General features: G+C 66.5%; 18 protein-coding genes and 4 pseudogenes. 9 read left to right on the forward strand and 13 right to left on the reverse strand.

The window, feature by feature from the left end; all coding sequences use genetic code 11:
* Nucleotides 1–55 precede the first annotated feature (55 nt).
* Nucleotides 56–823, reverse strand: a complete 768-nt coding sequence (locus ALC15_RS21800) for a LysR substrate-binding domain-containing protein (protein ID WP_244486200.1) — start codon at nt 821–823, stop codon at nt 56–58.
* 74 nt (nt 824–897) lie between these two features.
* A pseudogene (locus ALC15_RS47635) lies at nt 898–1,119 on the reverse strand (hypothetical protein); the annotation flags it as partial.
* Here ALC15_RS47635 and ALC15_RS21805 point away from each other — a divergent pair.
* Genes ALC15_RS21805 through ALC15_RS21810 form a run of 3 tightly spaced genes read left to right on the forward strand, consistent with a single transcriptional unit; the run spans nt 1,067 to nt 3,002 of the window.
* Nucleotides 1,067–1,789 carry a hypothetical protein gene (locus ALC15_RS21805; protein ID WP_244486209.1) on the forward strand — a complete coding sequence of 241 codons (723 nt, stop codon included), beginning with the start codon at nt 1,067–1,069 and terminating at the stop codon, nt 1,787–1,789. The pseudogene ALC15_RS47635 and the gene ALC15_RS21805 sit on opposite strands and share 53 nt — an antisense overlap.
* Nucleotides 1,765–1,992, forward strand: a complete 228-nt coding sequence (locus tag ALC15_RS46400; protein WP_244486201.1) for a hypothetical protein — start codon at nt 1,765–1,767, stop codon at nt 1,990–1,992. Before ALC15_RS21805 ends, ALC15_RS46400 begins: the two co-directional genes overlap by 25 nt.
* Nucleotides 1,989–3,002 carry a DUF2891 domain-containing protein gene (locus ALC15_RS21810; RefSeq protein ID WP_050629033.1) on the forward strand — a complete coding sequence of 338 codons (1,014 nt, stop codon included), beginning with the start codon at nt 1,989–1,991 and terminating at the stop codon, nt 3,000–3,002. The genes ALC15_RS46400 and ALC15_RS21810 overlap by 4 nt, the downstream gene beginning before the upstream one ends.
* Nucleotides 3,003–3,114: 112 nt before the next feature.
* On the opposite strand, the gene ALC15_RS21815 is transcribed toward ALC15_RS21810, so the two are convergent.
* The 8 genes and pseudogenes from ALC15_RS21815 to ubiE all read right to left on the reverse strand — a co-directional run bounded on the left by ALC15_RS21815 (nt 3,115) and on the right by ubiE (nt 12,995).
* Nucleotides 3,115–3,837, reverse strand: coding sequence for a nucleotidyltransferase family protein (locus ALC15_RS21815; RefSeq protein ID WP_050629114.1), 723 nt, complete (start codon nt 3,835–3,837; stop codon nt 3,115–3,117).
* Nucleotides 3,838–3,965: 128 nt separating this feature from the next.
* Entirely contained in the window at nt 3,966–4,283 is a 318-nt protein-coding gene (locus ALC15_RS21820) for a PilZ domain-containing protein (protein WP_050629034.1), read from the reverse strand.
* An 87-nt stretch (nt 4,284–4,370) separates the two neighbouring features.
* A pseudogene (tsaE, locus tag ALC15_RS21825) lies at nt 4,371–5,893 on the reverse strand (tRNA (adenosine(37)-N6)-threonylcarbamoyltransferase complex ATPase subunit type 1 TsaE).
* Nucleotides 5,890–8,399, reverse strand: a pseudogene (locus ALC15_RS21830) (sensor histidine kinase). Before ALC15_RS21830 ends, tsaE begins: the two co-directional pseudogenes overlap by 4 nt.
* A 318-nt stretch (nt 8,400–8,717) precedes the next feature.
* The gene (dut, locus tag ALC15_RS21835; RefSeq protein ID WP_050629035.1) at nt 8,718–9,176 is read right to left on the reverse strand and encodes a dUTP diphosphatase; all 459 of its coding nucleotides are present in this window, start codon (nt 9,174–9,176) and stop codon (nt 8,718–8,720) included.
* Nucleotides 9,173–10,597, reverse strand: coding sequence for a bifunctional phosphopantothenoylcysteine decarboxylase/phosphopantothenate--cysteine ligase CoaBC (coaBC, locus tag ALC15_RS21840; RefSeq protein ID WP_050629036.1), 1,425 nt, complete (start codon nt 10,595–10,597; stop codon nt 9,173–9,175). The genes dut and coaBC overlap by 4 nt, the downstream gene beginning before the upstream one ends.
* A gap of 65 nt (nt 10,598–10,662) precedes the next feature.
* Nucleotides 10,663–12,237, reverse strand: a complete 1,575-nt coding sequence (gene ubiB / locus ALC15_RS21845; RefSeq protein ID WP_050629037.1) for a 2-polyprenylphenol 6-hydroxylase — start codon at nt 12,235–12,237, stop codon at nt 10,663–10,665.
* Entirely contained in the window at nt 12,234–12,995 is a 762-nt protein-coding gene (gene ubiE, locus ALC15_RS21850) for a bifunctional demethylmenaquinone methyltransferase/2-methoxy-6-polyprenyl-1,4-benzoquinol methylase UbiE (protein ID WP_050629038.1), read from the reverse strand. Before ubiE ends, ubiB begins: the two co-directional genes overlap by 4 nt.
* A gap of 139 nt (nt 12,996–13,134) precedes the next feature.
* Here ubiE and mutM point away from each other — a divergent pair, with 139 nt between their 5' ends.
* The 3 genes from mutM to ggt all read left to right on the forward strand — a co-directional run bounded on the left by mutM (nt 13,135) and on the right by ggt (nt 16,362).
* Nucleotides 13,135–14,016 carry a bifunctional DNA-formamidopyrimidine glycosylase/DNA-(apurinic or apyrimidinic site) lyase gene (mutM, locus tag ALC15_RS21855; protein ID WP_050629039.1) on the forward strand — a complete coding sequence of 294 codons (882 nt, stop codon included), beginning with the start codon at nt 13,135–13,137 and terminating at the stop codon, nt 14,014–14,016.
* A gap of 1 nt (nt 14,017) precedes the next feature.
* Nucleotides 14,018–14,575, forward strand: a complete 558-nt coding sequence (locus ALC15_RS21860; protein WP_050629040.1) for a GNAT family N-acetyltransferase — start codon at nt 14,018–14,020, stop codon at nt 14,573–14,575.
* Between the two features lie 107 nt (nt 14,576–14,682).
* Nucleotides 14,683–16,362 carry a gamma-glutamyltransferase gene (gene ggt, locus ALC15_RS21865; RefSeq protein WP_050629115.1) on the forward strand — a complete coding sequence of 560 codons (1,680 nt, stop codon included), beginning with the start codon at nt 14,683–14,685 and terminating at the stop codon, nt 16,360–16,362.
* Nucleotides 16,363–16,593: 231 nt separating this feature from the next.
* On the opposite strand, the pseudogene ALC15_RS21870 reads toward ggt, so the two are convergent.
* Nucleotides 16,594–17,952 (reverse strand): annotated as a pseudogene (locus ALC15_RS21870) (serine protease).
* A 111-nt stretch (nt 17,953–18,063) separates the two neighbouring features.
* Here ALC15_RS21870 and ALC15_RS21875 point away from each other — a divergent pair.
* The gene (locus ALC15_RS21875) at nt 18,064–18,867 is read left to right on the forward strand and encodes a HesA/MoeB/ThiF family protein (protein ID WP_050629041.1); all 804 of its coding nucleotides are present in this window, start codon (nt 18,064–18,066) and stop codon (nt 18,865–18,867) included.
* Nucleotides 18,868–18,876: 9 nt separating this feature from the next.
* Here ALC15_RS21875 and ALC15_RS21880 read toward each other — a convergent pair whose 3' ends face one another.
* Nucleotides 18,877–19,884, reverse strand: a complete 1,008-nt coding sequence (locus ALC15_RS21880; protein WP_050629116.1) for an aldo/keto reductase — start codon at nt 19,882–19,884, stop codon at nt 18,877–18,879.
* Between the two features lie 121 nt (nt 19,885–20,005).
* Here ALC15_RS21880 and ALC15_RS21885 point away from each other — a divergent pair, with 121 nt between their 5' ends.
* The gene (locus ALC15_RS21885) at nt 20,006–20,929 is read left to right on the forward strand and encodes a LysR family transcriptional regulator (RefSeq protein WP_050629042.1); all 924 of its coding nucleotides are present in this window, start codon (nt 20,006–20,008) and stop codon (nt 20,927–20,929) included.
* A gap of 234 nt (nt 20,930–21,163) precedes the next feature.
* On the opposite strand, the gene ALC15_RS21890 is transcribed toward ALC15_RS21885, so the two are convergent.
* A complete protein-coding gene (locus tag ALC15_RS21890; RefSeq protein ID WP_050629043.1) occupies nt 21,164–22,168 on the reverse strand; it encodes a 2-hydroxyacid dehydrogenase in 1,005 nt (334 codons plus the stop codon).
* Nucleotides 22,169–22,518: 350 nt separating this feature from the next.
* Here ALC15_RS21890 and ALC15_RS21895 point away from each other — a divergent pair, with 350 nt between their 5' ends.
* Nucleotides 22,519–23,043, forward strand: coding sequence for an SH3 domain-containing protein (locus ALC15_RS21895; protein WP_430649185.1), 525 nt, complete (start codon nt 22,519–22,521; stop codon nt 23,041–23,043).
* The last annotated feature ends 10 nt before the right edge of the window (nt 23,044–23,053 follow it).

Raw genomic sequence — 23,053 nt, forward strand, 5'->3', positions numbered from 1 at the left:
CAATATAGGAAGCGGCGGCGGTCGTTAGCCACCCCTGCCGGTCAGCCATGACTGCTCAATGTCTCAGGTGGCCAGCGCAGCGATCGACGGCATCCAGGAACCAGCGCAGTGCCGGATCCTGCGCGGCGCGGCTGGTATGGATCAGGTCGATGGCGAAGGCCGGGATCTCGATCGGGGGCATCACGACGGCAATTTCGGCGAGATGCGTGAAGCGGCGGGCGACGCGCTCGGACAGCGTGGCGATGAGATCGGTGCCGGCCACGGCGAACGGAACGGCCACCACATGCGCGAGCGTCACGGCCAGGCGCCGCTTCAACCCATGGCGTGCCAGCAGCGCGTCGATCACGCTCGGCAGGCCATCGCCGCCGGCCGCCGAGAACAGCGCGTGCGGCAGGGTCGCGTAGTCGTCAAGGCTCAGGCGCTCGGTTCGCTTCGCGCGCGCGGCGTCGCGGATGCAGACGAAGCGTTCCTCGAACAGGCGGTGCCGGACGCAGCGCGGCGTCTCCGGCAGATGGCCGCCGATCAGCGCATCGAGCTCGCCGCGCTCCAGCTTTGCCAGCGCCACCGTCGCATCGGTCAGCGGACGCACGGCAAGGTCGATCCCCGGCGCTTCCGCGCGCAGCAAGCGGGTCAGCTCCGGCACCAGGACGAGATCGCCATAGTCGGTCGCGGCGATGGTGACGCGCCGTCGCGCGGTGGCCGGATCGAAGCTCCGGTCGGGCGCCAGCGCGCCCCGGATCTGCTGCAACGCCTCGCCGATCGGCCCTGCCAGCGCCAGTGCCCTTTCGGTCGGCTGCATGCCGGCGCCGGCGCGCAGGAACAATTCGTCCGCAAACAGCGCGCGCACCTCCGCAACGCGCTGCTCATCGACGGCTGGGCGAGGCCGATGCGCTCGGCCGCTCGGGTGACGTGGCGCTCCTCCATCAGCGCCTCGAAGGCGACCAGCAGGTTGAGATCGACGGCAGATAAATTCATTGCAGCAATAATGGTCATAATAATAATCGATTTCAACAATAATATGGATAAGCCTAAGGTCGTCGCAGGCATGACGACGAGGCCGGAAGATTTGGGACATTCATTCGCCAGACTGATGCCGCGCGGGCCGACCTTGCTGATCATCGGCGTGCTGGCCGGGCTGGCCTTGCCGGCCCTGGCGGACGGCGTGCGCCCGTTGATGGCGGCCGCGATCTTCGTGCTGGTGCTCGGCACCTTCCTCCAAGTCGACGGCGCGGCGTTCCGGCGTGCGTTGCGGCGTCCGCTGATCTGGCTGCTGCTGCCGGCGCTCGCGATGCTGGCCTGTCCGCTTGCGGTCGGTTTCGCGGCGCGCGGCGCCGGATTTGCGCCGGAGCTGATCGTCGCGCTGGTGCTGTCGGTCTGCGCGCCGCCGTCGAGCGGCACCGCGGCGGTCGCGCGCATGCTCGGCTTCGACGCCACCGTTCCGCTCGCCGTGACGTTGCTGTCGATGGCGCTGGCCCCGGTCACCGTGCCGCTGATCGCGTCGGGATTTGCCGGTCTCGCGCTCGATCCGTTGGCGCTCGCTGCGCGACTGGCGCTGCTGGTCGGCGGCGCTGGCGCGCTGGCGTTGCTGCTGCGCCGTCAGGCGGCTGCGCAGTTGGTGCGGCATGGGCGTCTCATCGACGCCTCGTGCTCGCCTCGCTGCTGCTGTTCGCAATCGCGACCATGGCCGGGGTGCGCGCGCAGATCGAGGCGCAGCCGATCGCTGCCGCGACTTGCGTCGGCCTTGCCTTCGCCTGCAATCTTGCCTTGCAGGGGCTGGGCGCGCTGCTGACGCCGGGTCCGCTCGCCGAGCGGTTGACCACGGGCCTCGTTCTCGGCAACCGAAATGTCGGATTGGTCTGGTCGGCGATGGGCGCGGCGGTATCGCCGATGACGGCGCTGTTCTTCGCGGCGACACAGTTTCCGATCTACATGACGCCGCGCCTGATCGAGATGCTGGTTCGTCGCGGGCGAAAGGAGAAGGCCTCACAATGAGCGAGACGACCCTGACCGAAGATCTGGCCGTCCGCTTCGCGCGCATCGCGCTCGGCCATGTCGGCCGCGAATATCCGAACAAGCCGGATCATGTGCTGGCAGGGCCGCAGGACGCACGCACGCCGCGCGAACTGCATCCGGTGTTCTTCGGCAGCTACGACTGGCACTCCTGCGTCCACAGCTACTGGATGCTCGCCCGGCTGCTGCGCCGCTATCCGACCTCCGATGCGGCGAAAGATATCCGCGCCTTGTTCGACGCGCAGTTCGTTGCGGAGAAGATCGCGGCCGAGTGCGCCTATCTCGCGGCCCCGACCGCGCGCGGCTTCAAGCGGCCCTACGGCTGGGGCTGGCTGTTGAAGCTCGCGGCTGAACTCTCGCGGCTCGACGATACGCGGTGGCGCGAACGAATTGCTCCGCTTGCCGGGATCTTCGCGCAGCGCTTTCGCGATTTCCTGCCGCTCGCCACCTATCCGGTGCGGGTCGGCACGCATTTCAACACTGCGTTCGGGCTGCGCATGGCCGCCGACTACGCGGTGGCGACGAACGACGATGCGCTCAGTGCGCTGCTGCGCGACACGGCGCTGCGCTGGTACGGCGCCGATCAGGATTGTCCCGCCTGGGGTGAGCCGAGCGGCGACGATTTCCAGTCGTCCGCGCTGATCGAGGCCGAGTGCATGCGCCGGCTGCTGTCGCCTGGCGATTTCCTGCCCTGGTTCGACCGCTTCCTGCCGCGCCTCGCGCAGCGCGAGCCGGCAACCCTGTTCCGGCCCGCCACGGTGACTGATCGCACCGACGGCAAGCTTGCGCATCTTGATGGACTCAATCTCAGCCGGGCGTGGTGCTGGCGTGCGCTGGCCGGCGCATTGGCGGAGGGCGATGTGCGTCGCCCGATCCTGCTGGATGCTGCGCGACGCCATCTCGATGCCGGCCTGCCGCATATCGCCGGCGACTATATGGGCGAACACTGGCTCGCGAGTTTTGCAGTGCTCGCCATTGACGCGGAAGACTGAGGGCGGTGCTTAAAGCGCGATCAGATCAGGGTTGGGGATCGTCATCGCGCTTTAGTTTCTTGTCTGAGCATGATCTTTCGGAAAACCGCTACGCACTTTTCCGGATCATGCTCTAAGCGACGCTTTCCAGGAAGGCTTCTTCCGCAGCCTGGATCGCGTCGGGGGTCCCGACATGCATCCAGACGCCGTCGAGGCGCAGGCCGAACAGCCGCTCCTGATCGTTGGCGCGATCGAACATCTTTGTCAGCGAGAACTCGCCGGCCGGAGCATCGGCGAACAGCGCCGGCGACATGATCGCGGCGCCGGCATAGACGAACGGCACCACCTGGTTTTCCCGCCGCTTGCGCAGCGCGCCGTCCGGCAGCATCGAATAGTCGCCGCGGCCGCTATAGCCGATGCTCGAGGCGGTCGGCGCCATCAGCAGCAGGATATCCATCCGCGCGGGATCGAAGGTCTCGGCCAGCCGCGCCAGATTGGAGCGTACACCGTCGATCCACATCGTGTCGGCGTTGAGATGGAAGAACGGCGCATCGCCGAGCTGCGGCAGCGCCTTGACGACGGCGCCGCCGGTGCCGAGCACCTGGTCGCGTTCGTCGGAGATGATCACGTGCGGACGGCTGCGGGTCTTGACGTGCTCGATGATCTGGTCGGGCAGGTAATGCACGTTGACGACGGCCTCGGTGACGCCGGCGCCGGCGAGCTTGTCGAGCACATGGTCGAGCAGCGGCTGACCGGCAACGCTGACCAGCGGCTTCGGCATAGTGAGGGTCAGGGGGCGCATGCGCACGCCGAGTCCCGCGGCGAGCACCATGGCCTTATGGGGAGTGACGGGCATTTTCCGGATATTCTCGGTCATCATCTCTCATGCGCCGATCCTATCACGGCGATTCGGCAAGCACATCAACCAGACGCCATAGTCATGAGACATGACGGCCGTAAGACGGCAAAAATGACGACGATGGCCTAGACCTCGGCTTGCGCGCCGCGTCTGGCAGTTTTCTTCTTCTTGTCGCCTTGTTTGAGGAAGTTGACGCCGATCTGGTCGCCGTTGACCCATGCCAGCTCGCAGCGGCGATAGGCCAATCCTGTGGACGACAGCAGCAGAAAAAACTCCTTCAGGGCGAGGCCCTCGACCGAACCCTCGACGGTCAGCTTGGCGCCCGTCTCGGACACGTCTTCCATGGTGCAGTCGCGCCGCCAGGTGCCGTCAATGCCCATCATGTGCGCGGCTATGCCGCGCTCAAACGTGACACGATCGCCCCTGCGTCGTTCCGTCGCCATCGTGTGGTCCCGCTCCCGATTCGGCCGCGCCATGGATGAGGCGCAGCCTCGGTAACCTTAGGGGACCCAAGGCTAACAACCCGTAAACTAAGGTACTGGGGGAGGGACGTTGGCTGTGTACCAGATGCGGAAGGTCGTCAGCACCGGATGGGCCAGCGAGCGCTCCAGATAGGTCCAGATCCGCGGCTGATGCTTGAGATACTGCGGCTTGCCGTCGCGGCGGTTGAGCCGCGCGAAGGTGCCGAGCAGGCGGGTGTTGCGCTGCGCCGACATGATCGCATACAGCTCGGCGAAGCCGGCCGGGTCGAAGCTCTCGTCGGTGGCGCGCCGCGCCTTGATGTAGCGGGTCAACAGCGACAGTTCGAGCTGCTCGGGCACATCGATCCGCGCGTCCTGCAGCAGCGACACCACGTCATAGGCCGCGGGGCCGAGCAGCGCGTCCTGGAAGTCGATGATGCCGACACGCAGGATGCCGGTGCGCTCGGCAAGCCAGATGATGTTCGGCGAATGGAAGTCGCGGATCACCCAGGTCTGCGGCGCCGCGGCGGGCTTTTCCAGGAGGCCGCGCCACATTCCGAGGAATTCGGTGCGCAGCTCCTCGCTCGGCTGCACGCCGCGGTCGGGCAGGTACCATTCCAGCATCAGCCCGATCTCGATCAGCCAGGCGTCGATATCGAACACCGGGATGTCGTAGCTCTCGTCCGGTGTCACCGGCAGCTGCGCCGGCAGCGCCTCGCGATGCAACGCGGCCAGCATGTCGACGGCGGCTTCGTAGCGCTCGGCAATCGGTCGCGGCGGATCGCCTTCGATCACGCCCTCCGCGCCGAGATCCTCGGTGATGAGGAAGCCGGATTCGAGATCGGTGTGCCGGATCGCCGGCGCGGAGAAGCCGTGCTTGCGCAGGCCGTTTCCGATCGCGACGAACGGCCGGACGTCTTCGGCGAGATGCACCGCCGCGCTGTAGGACCTGCCGTTGTAGATCGCCGGACCGTCGGGACGCGCGGCGAGTTCATCAGGATGACGCTGCCGTCGTCATTGCGCAGCCGCGCATAGGAGCGCGTCGAGGCGTCGCCCGGCATGCGCTCGCGCCGGGCGTTGAGGAAGCCCGCGCGCTCGAGGAATCGGCGCAGCTCGTGCAGCCGCGCGACCTTGGCCGCTGCTTGGCCATAGCCGGTGATCTCGGCGGCGCGCGCGGCCGATCCGAGCGCCGGGCGGTGGCTGAATGCAATGTCGATGCGATCGGCAGGCATCGCATCCGGCGCGCGTTCCGGCCACTCGATCAGCGCCACGATGTCGTCGGGCAGCGGCGACAGCCCGATCTCCTCGAGCTCGCTGGCGTCGTTGATGCGGTAGAGATCGGCATGGACCAGTGGAAACGACGGCAGCTCGTAGCTTTGCGCCAGCGTGAAGGTCGGGCTCGGCACTTCCAGCGTGTCGTCGGCGGCGAGGTAGCGGATCAGCGCGCGGGCGGCCGCGGTCTTGCCGGCGCCGAGGTCGCCCGACAGCGTGATGACGTCGCCGGCGCCGATCAGGAGCGCGAGGTCGGCCATCAGCTCTGACGTCGCGGTTTCGTTCGCGAGCGCCACCGAGAATGTCGAGGTCGCCGTCATTCCGCAGCGTTGCGATGTGCGGTCTGGTCGATCGGGAAGTCGCAGGTCACGGTCGTGCCGCGGCCGACGGTCGAATCGACGCGCACCCGTCCACCATGCAACTCGACGAAGGAGCGGACCAGCGACAGGCCGAGGCCCGCGCCGCGATGCCGCGAGCCGTGCGAATGGCTCTCGAACCAGTTGAACACCTTGTCGCGCATCTCGGCCGGAATGCCGGGACCGGCGTCGGTCACCGCAAACACCACGCTGTGCTCGGAGCGGTGCGCGCTGATCGTGACGGTGGCGTCATGCGGCGAGAAGCCGACGGCGTTGGCGAGCAGATTGTAGAGCACCTGCACGACGCGCCGCTCGTCGCCGATGAAGGCGCCGATATTGGGCTCGATATCGACCTTGAGCGCGATGCGGTCGGTGGCCAGGCGATCCTGAATGCCTTCGGCGGCGGCCTCGATCGCCTGGCCGATATTGACCAGGCCGAGCTCGAGCTTCATCGCGCCGGCGTCGATGGTCGCGAGATCGAGAATGTTGTTGGTCAGCGCCAGCAGCGCGTTGGTCGATTTGGTGACGTAGTGAGATATTCGGCCTGCTTTGGCGTCAGCGGCCCGGTCGAGGGGTCGCTGAGGAAATGCGCGAAGCCGATGATGGTGGTGAGCGGCGCGCGCAGCTCGTAGGAGACGTGGTGGACGAAATCCACCTTCATCTGGTCGGCGGCTTCCAGCGCCTCGTTGCGCTCGCGCAGCGCCCGCTCGACATTTTCGGTGTCGGTGATGTCCTGGAACGCGAGCAGGGTCTTGCCGTCCGGCAGCGGGATGGTCATGCAGTTCAGCACGCTGCCATCCTTGCGCTCAAGCTTGAGCGCGACCTGGGCGCGGTTCTCGATCGCGGTGATCGATTCGCGCAGCGTCCGCCAGGTCAGCGCGTCGTCGAACAGCGGCCGGCACAGCGCTTCCACCTGCTCGATATGCGGCTCGCCCTGCAGCGCGTCGGCCGGCAGCTTCCACATCTTGGCGAAGGGCGGATTGAACAATTCGGCGCGGCCGTTGCTGCCGAACACTGCAACCGCTTCGCCGAGATTGTCGAGGGTCTCGCGCTGCACCCTCGTCAGGCGGTCGTAGCGGCGCGCGAGATCGAGGCTCTCGGTGACGTTGTCGAACAGATAGGTGACGCCGCCTTCGAGGTTCGGCGTGGTGACGACGCTGATGGCGCGGCCGTCGGGCAGGAACCAGGTGTAGGTCTCGGATTCGACCGCGCGATAGGCCTCGTGCAGCTTGGCCTTCCAGGCGCGGAAATCCGGCTGCTCGGGCAGCTTGCGGTTGGCGCGCAGCCGGTCCAGCACGCTGGAATCGTCGGGGTTGCTGTCGAGGAAGGCCTGGTCGAGGCCCCACAGCCGCCGGTACGATTCGTTGTAGAAGGTGAGCCGCCGGTCGGCATCGAACACCGCAACGCCCGAGGACAATTGGTCGAGGGTGCGGCGGTGCGCTTCGACCATCCGCGCGATCGCCGCGCGCAGCGCTGCGGCCTCGCTGGCGTCGATCGCGATCCCGGCGCTGCCGCCGCTGAGCTTCAGCGCCTGCACGTCGTAGATCCGCCGCTCGCCGCTGACGACGATCGGCAGCCGCGCGGCATAGCTCGCATTGTCGTTGAGCGCGCGGGTCAGTTCGCCGCGCTGGTCGCTCTCGAGCAGTTCGAGATTGCGCTGCAGCGCGTCCGATACGCTCTTGCCCTCGGTGGCGCGGACATAGGCCGCGTTGGCGTAGCGCAGATTGCCCTCGAGGCTCTTGGCCCAGATCGGCCACGGCGCGGCGGCGGCGAAATCGCGCAGCAGTTCGGTCTCCTCCTGCAGCGTCTTGTAGCGCAGGTTGGACTCTGCGAGTTCGCGGCGCAGGCCGCCGAGCTCGCGGATCCGCACGATGGCCTGGCCGCCGATCGCGCGGCCCATCGCCTCGATGGCGCGGCCGGCCGAGGTCGAGAGGTTGAGCAGGAACGCCTCACCCTTCTCGCGCAGCGCGTCGACGGCGTGGTCCATCTGCAGCGCCGGCTCCGGCGGCAGCCAGGTTCCGAAGGCGAGGATGCGTTGCGGCGAGCCCTCCTGGGACATCACCAGCGAGATATCGCCCGAGATCTGCGGCCGGTTGTCGCCGGCGGCCCAGGAGATCAGCACCTGCGGCTCGACGAACAGCAGCGCGCGCAGCCGGTCCGATTGCGCCTGCAGGTCCGATATTTCGGACTGCAACTGCTCCTCGTTGCGGGTCGCGCGCAGCCGGGTGCGCATCAACAGGATCGCGGCGACGGCGGAGAAGCCGACCAGCGCGAACGAGGTCGCGAGAACCGCGACCTCCTGGTGATTGAAGCCGAGATGATCCGACATCGCCTGGGCGACCAAGCTCTCGGCCGCGAACGCGGTGCCGGCCGGCAGCAATGCGGTAATGGCGAGCCCAATCATGCCGTCGCGCGCCAGTGAGGTGCATGACAGCAGGGTTCGACGCATTGCCGCGACTACGCCCGACATATGTTGCCCCAGAACGCACAAACCTTAAGGCATGATCCGGAAAAGAGGAGACCGGTGTTCCCTCACGGCAAACGTTTCGCGTTTGTCCGGGGATCATGCCCAAGCAGGACCCGACAGCCCGACGAAGACCCCCCGTCGCGCTCGAATCAATCCAGAATAATCCCAACGGGACTCGGCGAGTAAGAGTCCAGACCGTGAACGCTGAATCCGCTGTGAAAAAATGCGGCCGGTGGTGTGGATTTTACGCGAATTGACTCCGTAATCACGCGGAGAGCGCACGCGAAGCGTGATCTCCCGGAGTCGTCCGCACAGTTCGCGCTAGCGTCCGGTCGAGCCGAAGCCGCCGCTGCCGCGATCGGTCGACGACAGCACGTCGACCGGAACCAGCTCGGCTCGCGTGACCGGCGCGATCACCATCTGCGCAATGCGCTCGCCGCGCCGGATCGAAAACACCTCATGGCCGTGATTGATCAGCAGCACGTTGATCTCGCCGCGATAGTCGGCATCGATCGTGCCGGGCGAGTTCAGCACCGTGATGCCGTATTTGGCGGCCAGGCCGGAGCGCGGCCGGACCTGCGCCTCGTAGCCGGGCGGCAGCGCGATCGTCAGCCCGGTCGGAACCATCTCGTAGCGGCCCGGCAGCAGCAACAGCGGCGCCGACCGCGGCACCGCGGCCAGGAGGTCGAGCCCGGCTGCGCCGTCGGTCTGGTAGATCGGCAGCAGCAGATCTGCGCCATGCGGCAATTGGTGGACTTCGACCTTGATGGTGGCGCTCACGATCCGGTTCCTACTTCTCTTGCGATCCGCGACACCAGCGCGGTCGCGACTTCTTCCTTGGTCATCACGGGCCAGGAGTCGACGGTGACCTCCTTGCCCTCGCGCGAGAGCAAATGGACGGTGTTGCGGTCGCCGCCCATCACGCCGGTCGCCGGCGAGACGTCGTTGGCGACGATCCAGTCGCAGCCCTTGCGCGCGAATTTCGCCTTGGCGTTCTCGATCAGATGCTCGGTCTCGGCGGCGAAGCCGATCACCAGCGGCGGCCGCTTCTCCTTCAGCTTCGAGATCGTCGCGAGGATGTCGGGGTTCTCGACCAGCTGCAGCGGCGGCATGCCGGCCGCGGTCTTCTTCAGTTTCTGGCTGCCCTCGCTGGCGACCCGCCAGTCGGCGACCGCCGCCGCAAAGATCGCGACATCGACTGGCAGCGCGGCTTCCACCCGGTGCAGCATGTCGCGCGCGGATTCCACGCGCATGACCGAGATGCCCTGGGGGTCGCCGAGTTCGACCGGGCCGGTCACCAGCACGACCTCGGCGCCGGCGGCGCGCGCGGCAGCCGCAATGGCAAAGCCCTGCTTGCCGGATGAGCGGTTGGCGATGTAGCGCACCGGGTCGATCGCCTCGTGCGTCGGACCTGCCGTGATCAGCACGCGCTTGCCGGCGAGCGGGCGCGGCTGCGGCGGCCGCAGCATGCGGTCGGCGGCGGCGGCGATCTCGACAGGCTCGGCCATCCGCCCGACCCCAGCCTCGCCGGCTTCCGCCATCTCGCCGGCATTGGGGCCGATGGTATGGACGCCGTCGCGGCGCAGCTGCAGCACGTTGCGGCGGGTGGCGGGGTTGTTCCACATCAGCGGGTTCATCGCCGGCGCCAGCAAGATCGGCCGGTTGGCCGCCAGCAGCGTGGCGGTGGCGAGGTCGTCGGCATGGCCCTGCGCCATCTTGGCCATCAAATCAGCGGTCGCCGGCGCCACCACGATCAGGTCGCAGTCCCGCGCCAGCCGGATATGGCCGGCGTCGAACTCGCTCTCGGCGTCGAACAGGTCGGTGTAGACGCGCTCATGCGACAGCGCGCTGGCGGCCAGCGGGGTCACGAACTGCTGGGCCGCTTTGGTCAGCACGCAGCGGACCTGGATGTGCCGCTCCTTGAACCGCCGGATCAGATCCAGCGCCTTGTAGGCCGCGATCCCGCCGCCGATGATCAGGGTCACCCTGGGCTCACCGGCCGCGCTGGTGACCCGCGGGGCAGGGGCTGCAACCGTCAGGGAACCCGCGCCGGGCGCCCCGGCGGGCTCCGCACCGCCCTCTGCGAGCTCCCGGAGGATCACCCGGATCTCCTCCTCGACCGAGCGCCCGTTCTTGGCGGAACGCAGCCGCAGATAGCTCTTCAGCGCGTCGTCGAGTTTGCGGATGGTCAGGCTGGCCATGGCGTGCCCTCAGGCATCATGCTCGAATATGATAGCGATGCTATCACATCATGCATGCATTGCAATCAATGCGACCGGATGGCGAAGAAGATTGCGATCAGGGCGGCGGCAATGACCCAGAGGCCGACGGTCTGCACCCGCGCCTTGCGGGCCTCGGCGCGGGCCATTTCGTCGATCGAGTCCGACGACAGCATGTGACCCTCCCGCGTCATGGTCTCCAGCTGCTCCAGCACGGTGACGGCGCGGCTGGCGATCGACGGCAGATTGGCGAGCACGCGGCCGAGTTCGCCCGCACCCGACAGCGCACCCTGGATCCGTCCGGCCGGTCCGAGATTGTGCGTGATCCATTCGCGCACCACGGGGTCGGCGATCTTCCAGATGTCGAGCTTGGGGTCGAAGCCGCGCGCCACCCCCTCGACCACCACCATGGTCTTCTGCAGCAGGATCAGTTCGGGCCGCGTCTGCATGTCGAACAGGCCGGTGACCTCGAGCAGAAGCGTGAGCAGCTTCGCCATCGAGATTTCCTCGGCGGTGCGGTTGTGGATCGGCTCGCCGATGGCGCGGATCGCCTGCGCGAAATTCTCCACCGAATGGTGGCCGGGCACATAGCCGGCCTCGAAATGCACCTCGGCGACGCGGCGATAGTCGCGGGTGATGAAGCCGAGCAGGATCTCGGCCAGGAAGCGTCGCTCCTTCGGTCCGAGCCGTCCCATGATGCCGAAATCCACCGCAACAAGGCGGCCGGCGTCGTCGAGGAACAGATTGCCCGGATGCATGTCGGCATGGAAGAAGCCATCGCGCAGCGCGTGGCGCAGGAAGCTCTGGATCACCTTGCGACCGAGATCGGGCAGGTCGACCTGGGCCTGTGCCAGGCGCGCGTGATCGTTCAGCGCGATGCCGTCGATCCACTCCATCGTCAGCACGCTGTGCGCGGTGCGATCCCAATCCACCGCGGGCACGCGGAAGTCCGGATCGTCGCGGGTGTTCTCGGCCATCTCGGACAGCGCGGCTGCTTCCAGCCGCAGGTCCATCTCCATCGCGACCGAACGCGACATCGTGTTGATGACCTCGATCAGCCGCAGCCGCCGCGCCTCGGCGGAATGTGCCTCAGCCTTGTGCGCGACAAAGAAGAAGTCGCTGAGGTCACGACGGAAGCGCGCCGCGACGTTGGGCCGGAGCACCTTGACCGCAACCTGCTGCCGCACGCCGTCATGCTCGACCTCGCCGCGATGCACCTGCGCGATCGAGGCTGCGGCAACCGCCGGGCCGAGATGCACGAAGGCCTGCGCCAGCGGCCGCTCCAGCGATTGCGTGATGACGGCTTCCGCCTCTTCCTGCGCGAATGGCGGCAGCCGGTCCTGCAGGCTTTCGAGATCGCGCGCCATCGCGACGCCGACCACGTCGGGACGGGTGGCGAGGAACTGGCCGAGCTTGAGATAGGCCGGCCCGAGCCGGGTCAGCGCGCGCGATAGCCGCGGGCCCGACTTGGCGGAGCGGCGCTCGATCAGCCGCGCCATTTTCAGCGCAAGCTGTCCGGGCGGCGGCACCAGCGCGGGATCGACGACGCCGAACACGCCTTCGCGCGCAAACACGAAACCGGCGCGGGCGAGGCGCGCGATGTGGGTCAGTGCAGAGATCACAAACGCCAGCCCGAATGCAGCGCCACGATGCCGCCGGAGAGGCTCTGCCATTTCACGCGGGCAAAGCCGGCGGCGCTGATCATCTCGGCGAACGCGTTCGGCCGCGGGAATTTGCGGATCGACTCGACGAGATACTGATAGGACTCGGCATCGCCGGTGACGGCGCGGCCGAGCGGTGGGATCACCTTGAAGGAGAACAGGTCGTAGATCCTGTCGAGGCCGGGCACGTCGACGGTGGAGAATTCCAGGCACAGGAAGCGGCTGCCCGGCTTGAGCACCCGATAGGCTTCGCGCAGTGCGAGGTCGATCTGCGGCACGTTGCGGATGCCGAACGCGATGGTGTAGGCGTCGAACGTGCGGTCGGCGAAAGCCAATGCCTCGGCATTGCCCTCGACGAACGACACGCGGTCGTCGAGGTGCTGCCTGGCGGCGCGCTCGCGGCCGACCGCGAGCATCTCGGTATTGATGTCGCAGACCGTGGCATGGAAGCCGGTGCCTGCGGCCTTGGCGGCCCGGAACGAGATGTCGCCGGTACCGCCGGCGACGTCGAGCAGCGCGAACGGCCGGTCGCCCTTCGGCGGGTCGAGCGTCGTGATCATGACGTCCTTCCAGGCCCGGTGCAGGCCGCCCGACATCAGATCGTTCATCAAGTCATAGCGCGACGCGACGCTGTGAAATACTTCGTTCACCAGCGTCTGCTTCTCGCCCAGGGGCACGTCCCTGAAGCCGAAATGGGTGGTTTGATCCGGCCGATCCATCACTCAGAACTCTTACCTCTTTGGTCGCGCTTTCTCCACGCGAACCGGTGCCCGCTTCGCTCGAAAAGGCTCCAGCCAAACCATAGCGCGGCGGCCGCAATGGCGCTATCACGTCACTTCCAAAAGGTGAATGCCTGCCATGCCGGAATTACCCGAAGTCGAGACCGTCCGCCGCGGCCTGCAACCGGCCATGGAGGGGTCCAAAATCCTCAAGGCCGAGGCCCGCCGCAAGGATTTGCGGTTTCCGTTCCAAAAAGACTTTATCGCCCGGCTCGAGGGCCAGACCATCACCGGGCTCGGCCGCCGCGCCAAATATCTGATGGCGGACCTGAATTCCGGCGACGTGCTGCTGATGCATCTGGGCATGTCGGGCTCGTTTCGGGTGCTCAAGGACGAAGGCGGTGCGACGCCGGGGCAATTCCACCATCCGCGCAGCGATGATCGCACGCATGATCATGTCGTGTTCCACATGTCTTCAGGCGCGGCCGTCGTGTTCAACGATCCCAGGCGCTTCGGCTACATGAAGATCATCGCCCGCAACGCGATCGAGGACGAGCCGCTGCTGAAGGGGCTCGGCCCCGAACCGCTCGGCAACGAGTTCGACGCGGCGATGCTGGCGCGCTCCTGCCACAACAAGAAGACCAGCCTGAAGGCGGCGCTGCTCGATCAGCGCGTGGTGGCGGGACTTGGCAACATCTATGTCTGCGAGGCGCTGTTTCGCTCGCATCTGTCGCCGCGGCGTCTGGCCGCCACGCTTGCGACCAAGAAGGCCGAGCCCACCGACCACGCCAAACGGCTGGTCGACGCGATCCATTCGGTGCTCAACCAGGCGATCAAGGCCGGCGGCTCCTCGATCAGCGACCATCGTCTGACCAACGGCGATCTCGGTTACTTCCAGCATTCGTTCCAGGTCTACGACCGCGAAGGCGAGAAGTGCCGCACATCGGGTTGCGAGGGTATCGTCAAGCGCTTCACCCAGAACGGCCGTTCGACGTTCTGGTGCCCCAAGTGCCAGAAGTGACATGTTCGAGACGCCGCGCATCGAGACGCAACGCCTGATCCTGCGGCCGCTCGCGCTGTCGGATGCTCCGGCGATCCAGCATCACTTCAACAATTGGAACGTGATCAAGACCCTCGCCACGGTGGTGCCGTGGCCCTATCCCGACGATGGTGCGGAAAGCTTCATCAAGCGCGAGCTCGACAAGATCGCCGCCGGCGAGGAGAGCTATCAATGGGTGCTGGTGCTGCGTGCCAGCGATGGCGAGGCGATCGGCAATATCAATTTCCGCCCGCGCGCCGACGGCCGCAAGGGCAATCGCGGGTTCTGGCTCGCCGAGCCTTACTGGAATCAGGGCCTCATGACTGAGGCGATCGCGGCGGTGAATGATTTCGCCTTCCTGACGCTCGGCCTCGATCACTTCCATGTCTGCAACGCGCCGTCCAACGTCGGCTCGCGCCGGGTCAAGCAGAAGACCGGCGCCGAATTCGTCGGCTTCGTCGAGCTTCCGCACCACAATGGCGAATCCTGCGCGGAGAAATGGAAGGTCACGCGCGAGAGCTGGCTGCGTAACCGGCGCTGACACCGCATTTGCGAATGCCGCCATGATGCGTGCGGCGGCTTGACCGCGCGTGCGAGGCTGGCGAACATAGCTGCTATCGCTCCTTCAAGAACGAGAACACGATGGCGATGAACGGCAATTGGCGCGATCGCGCCGCGACCACCTTCCAATGCGAGAAGCAGCCGGCGACCAGCAGCCGCGGCATGGTGGTGAGCAATCACCCGCTGGCATCGAGCGCCGGCGCCGAGATGCTGGCGGCGGGCGGCAATGCGATCGATGCGGCGATCGCCACTCTGTTCGCGCTGACCGTGGTCGAGCCGATGATGGTCGGCATCATCGGCGGCGGCATGGCGCACATCCGTCTCGCCGACGGCAGCCATCGCTTCATCGATGGCCAGAGCACGGTACCGAAGGCGGTGCGGCCGGATACCTACACCTCGAAGCCCGGTTCGGCGCATGACGTGTTCGACACCGTCGGCAACGAGAATCTGAACGGGCCGAAGGCGGTCGCAGTGCCGGGCTCGCTCAAAGCCTGGTGCGAGACCCTGCGCCGCTTCGGCACCATGAGCCTTGCCGACGTGATGCAGCCTGCGATCAAGCATGCCGCACGCGGCTATGCGGCGACGCCTTACCTGCACGAATGCATCACCGACGGCGCCGCGGAGATGCTGAAGGACAAACCGATCGCGGCGATCTATTTGCCTGATGGCACGCCGCTGAAGCCGGGCGAGCGCGTGGTGCAGGCCGAATATGCCGAGACGCTGAAATACATCGCCGACCACGGCGACAACGCGCTTTACCAGGGGCCGCTCGGCGACGTCCTGGTCGAGTACATGAAGAAGAACGGCGGCTTCATCGCGCAGGAGGATCTTGCGACCTACAAGACGGTCGAGCGGGCGCCGATCCGCTGCGACTACCGCGGCTGGGAAATCCTCGGGCCGCCGCCGCCCGCGGCGTCGGGCGTGCACATCACCGAGATGCTCAACATCCTCGAAGGCTACGACATCGCGCGGCTCGGCTTCGGCACGACCGAGACCATTCACTACCTCGCCGAAGTGCTGAAGATTGCGTTTGCCGATCGTGAAGCCGCGAGCGGCGATCCCGCCTATATCAACGTGCCGGTGGAGCAGCTCACCTCGAAGGCCTATGCCGAGGAGCGCCGCCGCGCGATCGATCCCAATCGCGCGCAGGCCTGGGGCGCCGGCGTCACGCAACTGGAAAGCGCGCACACCACGCACATGACCGCGGCCGACGCGATGGGCAATGTGGTCGCGACCACCCAGACCATCAACAATCTGTTCGGCGCCAAGATCCTGATCCCGGGCCTCGGCACGGTGCCGAACAACTACATGAACCTGTTCGATCCGCGGCCGGGACACGCGCTGTCGCTGGCCGCCGGCAAGCGCGTCACCACCTCGATGTCGCCGATGATGGCGCTGCGCGATGGCAAGCTCGTCTACGCGCTCGGCCTGCCCGGCGGCAAGCGCATCTTCCCGAGCGCGATGCAGGCGCTGATCAATCTGATCGATCACGGCATGGACCTGCAGGAAGCGGTCGAAGCGCCGCGGGTCTGGACCGAAGGCAATGCGCTGGAAGTCGAGCGAGCGGTGCCGGAGAACGTCCGGGCGGCACTCGCTGCGATAGGCCACCGCGTGCAGGTCGTGCCGACGGTCGCCGGTGGCATGAACGCGATCCAGTTCCACGCCGATGGCACAATGTCCGGCGCCGCCTGCTGGCGCGCCGACGGTACGCCGGTCGGTATAGCCGGCGGTCTCGCCCGCGCAGGCGTGCGGTTCGCGTTGAGGTAACGCCGACTATGCTGTTCGGCAGGTTGAACCATCCACAACGTCGTCCTGGCGAAAGCCAGGACCCATTACCCCTAGTCTCATTGTTTTGCGACGCTGGGGCCGCGATACGGTTTCATCGCTGAGTGCGGTGGTTATGGGTCCTGGCTTTCGCCAGGACGACGTGTGGGAAGAGCGGTGGCTGAATCACAGGACTCTCCGATTACCCGCACGCGCGGACGATGACGGCTTGAGTTACTTCCTGACGCAGATCACGCGGACCACGGCAGCCTTGGCGTCAGCGGATTCGCTCGCCGCGTTGACGTCGTGCGCCTTCAGGAAATTGCGTACCGTGTCGGCCGGCACCAGCGTGGCCTGCGCCGGTGGCGACGCGTTTGCCGGACCGGCAACGATGACGGGCTTCAGCAATGCGATGCCGACGAATTTGCCGCCGCCGTCGAGCGCCGCCGCGCCGGAGAACCCGAGCGCAGGCGGCGGCGACAGCGCCTGATCGCCGGTGCCGAGTTGCGCGACCGAGGCCTTGACGCTGCTCGCGGCCGCGCCGCCGCCCTGGTTCTGCGGATCGGCGATCCCGGTGATATCGAGCGCGGTCTGCGTCGCCCGGCCTGCGATGTTGAGCGGCTTCAACTCACGCGCGCCGTAGATGCGCAGCAGAGCGAGATCGTGATCCTTGTCTTCGGCGACCCGGTCGGCACCGCCATAGCCCGGGATCGTCAGCGCGATGCAATCGCCGGTCGCCACGCGATCGGCGACAATGGCACCGTCGTCGCTGACCACGACGCCGGTGCTGTATTCCACGGTCTTGCGCGGCGGCGGGCCGGCCTGCACGCCAGACGGAAATGCGTTGAAGGCGCTCGACATCGCGATCACCACCGGCTCGACGGTGGTCTGCATCGCCTGGTCATAGAGGATGGTGAGGATGCGGACCTCGTCGCCCTTCAAGGTGCCGCGCAGATAAAACTTCTTCAGCCCCTGCATGCCCGACAGCACGAAGAAATCCGGCTTCACCACGGTATAGTCGATGGTACGGCCGGCTGGCTCCTTCTTTTCCTGCTCGGCAAGCTTGGCGGTGGTCGGGCTCGCTTCCTTGCGCCGGGTCAGCAGCACCTGGACGGTGCCGGTCGGCGAGGTCCACTTGGCACCGGAGGCATCGCTGGTGAGCTGCGGCACCAGTTTTTGTGGGAATACCGAGCCGCGCCCCGGTTGCCGGCTCGGTGACGATCCGCCAGCCGACGCTCTCCTGCTTGCGCCGCGCAGTGTCGGCGAGCGCGCCGCGCTCCTGCGGGTTCAGCACGCCGGTCGGCTTGCCGCCGCGGTTCTCTGGAATTCCTTGATCGCATTGACCATGCGCTCGCTGACGTCGCCGGTAATCGCCCCGTTATATTCGCCGACCCAGGCGAGGTCGGATTGCAGCGCCAGCCGCTCGGCCTGCGCCATCGCGCTCGCGGTATCCTCCGGCTTCTGCAGCGCGGGGCGAACCGGCACCGTCGTCACCGTCTTCGGCTTGGCCCCGGCCGTCGATGGCGGCGTCATCTGGGCGTGCGCCATGCCCATCCCTGCGACCATCAATGTTGCCGAAAGCACCGATCTCATGACAAATCCGGGGGAAATGACTGATACCATTGACGTCGACGCAATTAAGCACATCTGCTTGGTCGGCAACAACCGCGCTCCGGTTCAGGGAACAGCGCGCAGGACATCAAGATGCTGAGTGCCGACGAACTTGAACGCTATGCCCGCCACATCGTGCTGCGCGAGGTGGGCGGCCCCGGCCAGAATGCGCTGAAAAAGGCGTCGGTGCTGGTGATCGGCGCCGGCGGCCTCGGCGCGCCGGTGCTGATGTATCTGGCTGCCGCAGGTGTCGGCCGTCTCGGCGTGATCGATGACGACATTGTCTCGCTCTCCAATTTGCAGCGCCAGATTATCCATACGACGTCCGACATCGGCAGGCGCAAGGTCGACAGCGCGGCGGCGCAGATCCACGCACTCAATCCGCACGTGACGTTCGAGGCGCATCCGACGCGGCTCACCGCCGACAACGCAATGGACCTGATCGTGCGTTACGATCTCGTGCTCGACGGCTCCGATAATTTCGAGACCCGCTATCTCGTCGCCGATGCCTGCTTCCTCGCCAAGCGGCCGCTGATAACAGCAGCGCTGGGGCAGTTCGACGGCTCGCTGACCACGATCCGCGCCCACGAGAAGAATGCCGAAGGCGTCTTCAACCCGACCTATCGCTGCCTGTTTCCGGAGGCGCCGCCGCCGGGCACCGTGCCGGCCTGCGCCGAGGCCGGTGTGATGGGGGCGCTGGCCGGGCTGATGGGATCGATGATGGCGCTGGAGGCGATCCGCGAGATCGTCGGCTTCGGCGAGGGGCTGGTCGGCCGGCTGCTGATGGTGGATGCGCGCGCGATGCGGTTCGAAACCCTGCGCTACGCGCGCGATCCGCAGAACCCGCTCAACGGTGATGTCGCCGTGATCACCGATCTGAGCGGGCATCGGACCTGACTGCTGCCGTTATCGGGTCGCCGGCTTCTCGCTGTCGAGATGCGCCATCTGCTCGGCCGCATAGCGCGTGCCGGCGGCGATGTCCGGCGGAAACGCTTTTGCCAGCGCTGCGAGATGAGCCTGCGTCAAGGCCAGCCTGGTCGCGCCGAGCGCTTCGGTCAGACGGTTGCGGGTGCGGGCGCCGATCAGCGGCACGATCTCCTTGCCCTGCGCGGCGACCCAGGCGATTGCGACCTGCGCCGGTGTCGCCCCGATCTCGGCCGCAATCGTGCGCAACTGCTCCACCAGTGCGAGATTGGCATCGAGGTTGGCGCCCTGGAAGCGCGGCGTCATCAGCCGATAGTCCCTGCCGGTCTTGCCGGAATCCTTCGACCAGTGACCGCTGATCAGCCCGCGCGCGAGCACGCCGTAGGCTGTGATGCCGATGCCAAGCTCGCGGCAGGTCGCCAGGATGTCGCGTTCGATGCCACGCTCGATCAGCGAGTATTCGATCTGGAGATCGACGATCGGATGCACGGCATGGGCACGGCGGATGGTGTCGGAGCCGACCTCGGACAGGCCGATATGTCTGATGTAGCCTGACTTCACCAGATCGGCGAGGCCGCCGATCGTCTCCTCGATCGGAACGTTGGGATCAAGACGTGCCGGGCGGTAGATGTCGATGTAGTCGGTGCCGAGACGTTGCAGCGAATAGGCGAGGAAGTTCCTGGTCGCGGCCGGCCGCGTGTCCATTCCGGCGAATTCACCCGCGGGGCCGCGCAGTGCGCCGAACTTGACGCTGATCTGGAGCCGGTCGCGCGCGACATCCTTCAGGGCTTCGTGCACCAGCATCTCATTGTGGCCCATGGCATAGAAGTCGCCGGTATCCAGCAGCGTGATGCCGGCATCGAGCGCCGCATGCACCGTGGCGATGCTCTCGCCGCGATCGGCCGGGCCATAGACCTCAGACATCCCCATGCAGCCGAGGCCGATCTGCGAAACCGTGGGGCCGGTGGAACCGAGCTTGCGTGTGTCCATGATGGAGTTCCCGAAGCGTTGCAGCGGATGATCCGCCGCCAAACGACGCGGCTGATATGGGCCGGCCGGGCTTCCGGGATAAGCTGGACAATCCAGAATGGGTTGTTCACTATATCGAACAATGCAGGATTTCGACCTTCGCGACCTCGACGCCTTCGTGGCGGTGGCGCGCACGCGCAACTTCCGGCGCGCCGCGCTGGAAAGCCGCGTCTCGGTTTCGAGCCTCAGCCAGCGCCTGCGCGACATGGAGGAGCGGCTCGGCGTCCGCCTGATGAACCGCACCACCCGCAGCGTGGCGCTGACCGAGGCCGGCGAGCTGCTGCTCGCCCGCGTCGCACCCGCAATGGTCAATGTCGCGGATGCGATCACGGAGGTGCGCGGCCTGCGCTCCGAGCCATCGGGCCGTCTGCGCATCAACGCGCCGCCGCCCGCGGTCGACCTCGTGCTGGCGCCGATGATCGCGCCGTTCCTCGCCAGATATCCGCAAGTAGATCTCGACCTCGTCTCCGAGAGCGCGTTTGTCGACATCGTCGCGCAGGGCTTTGACGCCGGTGTGCGCTATGGCGAGCATCTGGCGCAGGACATGGTGGCGGTCCCGCTCGGCGCGCCGCAGCGCTACGCGGTCGTGGCGTCGAGCGACTACGTCGCGAAGCACGGCCGGCCGATGCATCCGAAGGATCTGCTGGCGCATGCCTGCATCCGCAGCCGCTTCAGCAACGGCGTGATGTTCGACTGGGAGTTCGAGAAGAACGGCCGCGTGGTGAAGATTTCGCCGCCGGCCAAGCTGACCGCGACCCATCTCGGCCTCGCGCTACGCGCGGTCCATGACGGCGTCGGCTACTGGGCGACGTTCGAGGGCTATGTCCGCTATGGCGTGAAGTCCGGCGCGCTCATCAGCGTGCTCGACGATTGGTGCCCGCCATTCGACGGCCCGTTCCTCTATTATCCAAGCCGCCGCCAGCCACCGCCCGCGCTCGCCGCGTTCGTGTCGTTCGTCGCCGACTGGCGCAAGCAGGCACGGCGGAAGACGAGGAAGTCGAGCTAGATCCACACCGTCGTCCCGGCCTAGTGCGCAATTGCGCACTAGGCCGGGACGATACCGAATGCGTGATTACAGCGTGCCCGGCAGTCGCCGTGACTTCATCCGGCTACCTTTGCCGGGCGTGCCGAGTTGCCTGGCCGGCCGCACCGGCGCCTTTGCATGGGGTTGTTTTCGATATTTTGGCAGTGCTGATACTCCCTCCCCCTCAAGGAGAGGGTGAAGGGGCACTGTGTGACCTCAGAGCATGCTCGGCAGCACGCGGTCCGGCGGCTTGTGGGCGTCGAGGAAGGTTCGGATGTTGATGATCACCTTCTCGCCCATCTCGACGCGGCCTTCGATGGTGGCCGAGCCCATGTGCGGCAGCAGCGTCACCTTGCCGGCCCTGGCAAGCCGCACCAGCTTCGGGTTCACCGCGGGCTCGTGCTCATAGACGTCGAGGCCGGCGCCGCCGACATCGCCGGCTTCGATCAGCTTGATCAGCGTGTCCTCGTCGATCACCTCGCCGCGCGCGGTGTTGACGATATAGGCCTCTTTCCGGATCAGCTTGAGCCGCCGCGCCGAGAGCAGGTGATAGGTCGCCGGCGTGTGCGGGCAGTTCACCGAGATGATGTCCATCCGCGCCAGCATCTGGTCGAGGCTTTCCCAATAGGTCGCGCCGAGCTCGTCGGCGATCATGGGCGCCACCGGACGGCGGTTGTGATAGTGGATCTGTAGGCCGAAGGCGCGGGCGCGGCGCGCCACGGCCTGGCCGATGCGGCCCATGCCGATGATGCCGAGCCGCTTGCCGCCGATGCGGTGGCCGAGCATCCAGGTCGGCGACCAGCCGGCCCAGTGCTGCTTGCCCTCGGTCAGGATCGAGGCGCCCTCGATCATGCGCCGCGGCACCGCCAGGATCAGCGCCATCGTCATGTCGGCGGTGTCCTCGGTCAGCACCTTCGGCGTGTTGGTCACCGTGATGCCGCGGGCATGCGCTGCGGCAACGTCGATATTGTCGACGCCGTTGCCGAAATTGGCGATCATCTTCAGCTTGCAGTCGGGCTGGTTGATCACGTCCTCGCGGATCATGTCGGTCACGGTCGGCACCAGCACGTCGGCGGTCTTCACCGCCTCGGCAATCTGTTCCGGCGTCATCGGCGTGTCGTCGAGATTCAGTCTGGCATCGAACAGCTCGCGCATCCGGGTCTCGATCGAGTCCGGCAGCTTGCGGGTGACGACGACGAGAGGCTTTTTCTTCACCGACATGTCCTGCTTTCATGAGGCGCGCGGCTCGCCAAAAACCGAGCCGTTGAGGCCTCATTAACCCGGTTGTTCGACACTGCTGATAGCCGCGCTGTCCCGGCGTTTCCTTCGCGTTTCCTAGGGTTCCCCGATACTTGCCCCGGCTTTCGTCAGGGGAAATTCGGGTGTTCTGGCTCTTTGGCGTTCCGTCCTCTCTAGCAGAAGGCCGGGCCAAGACAAGAACCCCTCGGACGTGTGGTGCGGGAGTGGACGGCGCAGGCACACGGGCCTGAGACTTTAGGCGTGGGTCTGGATTTGGGTTTGGGTTGCAGCTCGCCGAATGCGGGTTTGGCATCTCGGCAGGAGACGAGTTGATGGTCTGGCGTTTTGGTTCATTGGTGGCGCTGGTCGGGAGCATGCTGAGTGCGTCGGTCAGCCCCGGGCACTCCGCCAAGGATTTGAGCCCCACCACCAGCGGCCTGCCGATCCCGCGCTATGTCAGCCTGAAATCCGATCATGTGAACGTCCGCGCCGGCCCGACCAAGGACAACGACGTCGCCTGGGTCTACACGCGTTCGGGGCTGCCGGTCGAAATCACCGCCGAATTCGAGAACTGGCGCCGGGTGCGCGATTCCGAAGGCGCCGAAGGCTGGGTCTATCATTCCCTGCTGTCCGGTCGCCGCACTGCGGTCGTCACGATGAAGAACAAGGACGATCTGGCCTCGCTGTACGACCGCCCCGATGCCACCAGCGCCATCGCGGCGCGCCTGCAGGCCGGCGTCGTCGCGCAGGTCAAGAAATGCGCCAACAGCTGGTGCCGGGTCACCGGCAGCGGCTTCGACGGCTGGATCGAGCAGCAGCGCCTGTGGGGCGTCTATGCCGACGAGAAGGTGGACTGACGCAGTCCTG

The organism is Bradyrhizobium viridifuturi (assembly GCF_001238275.1).
GTDB classification, from domain to species: domain Bacteria; phylum Pseudomonadota; class Alphaproteobacteria; order Rhizobiales; family Xanthobacteraceae; genus Bradyrhizobium; species Bradyrhizobium viridifuturi.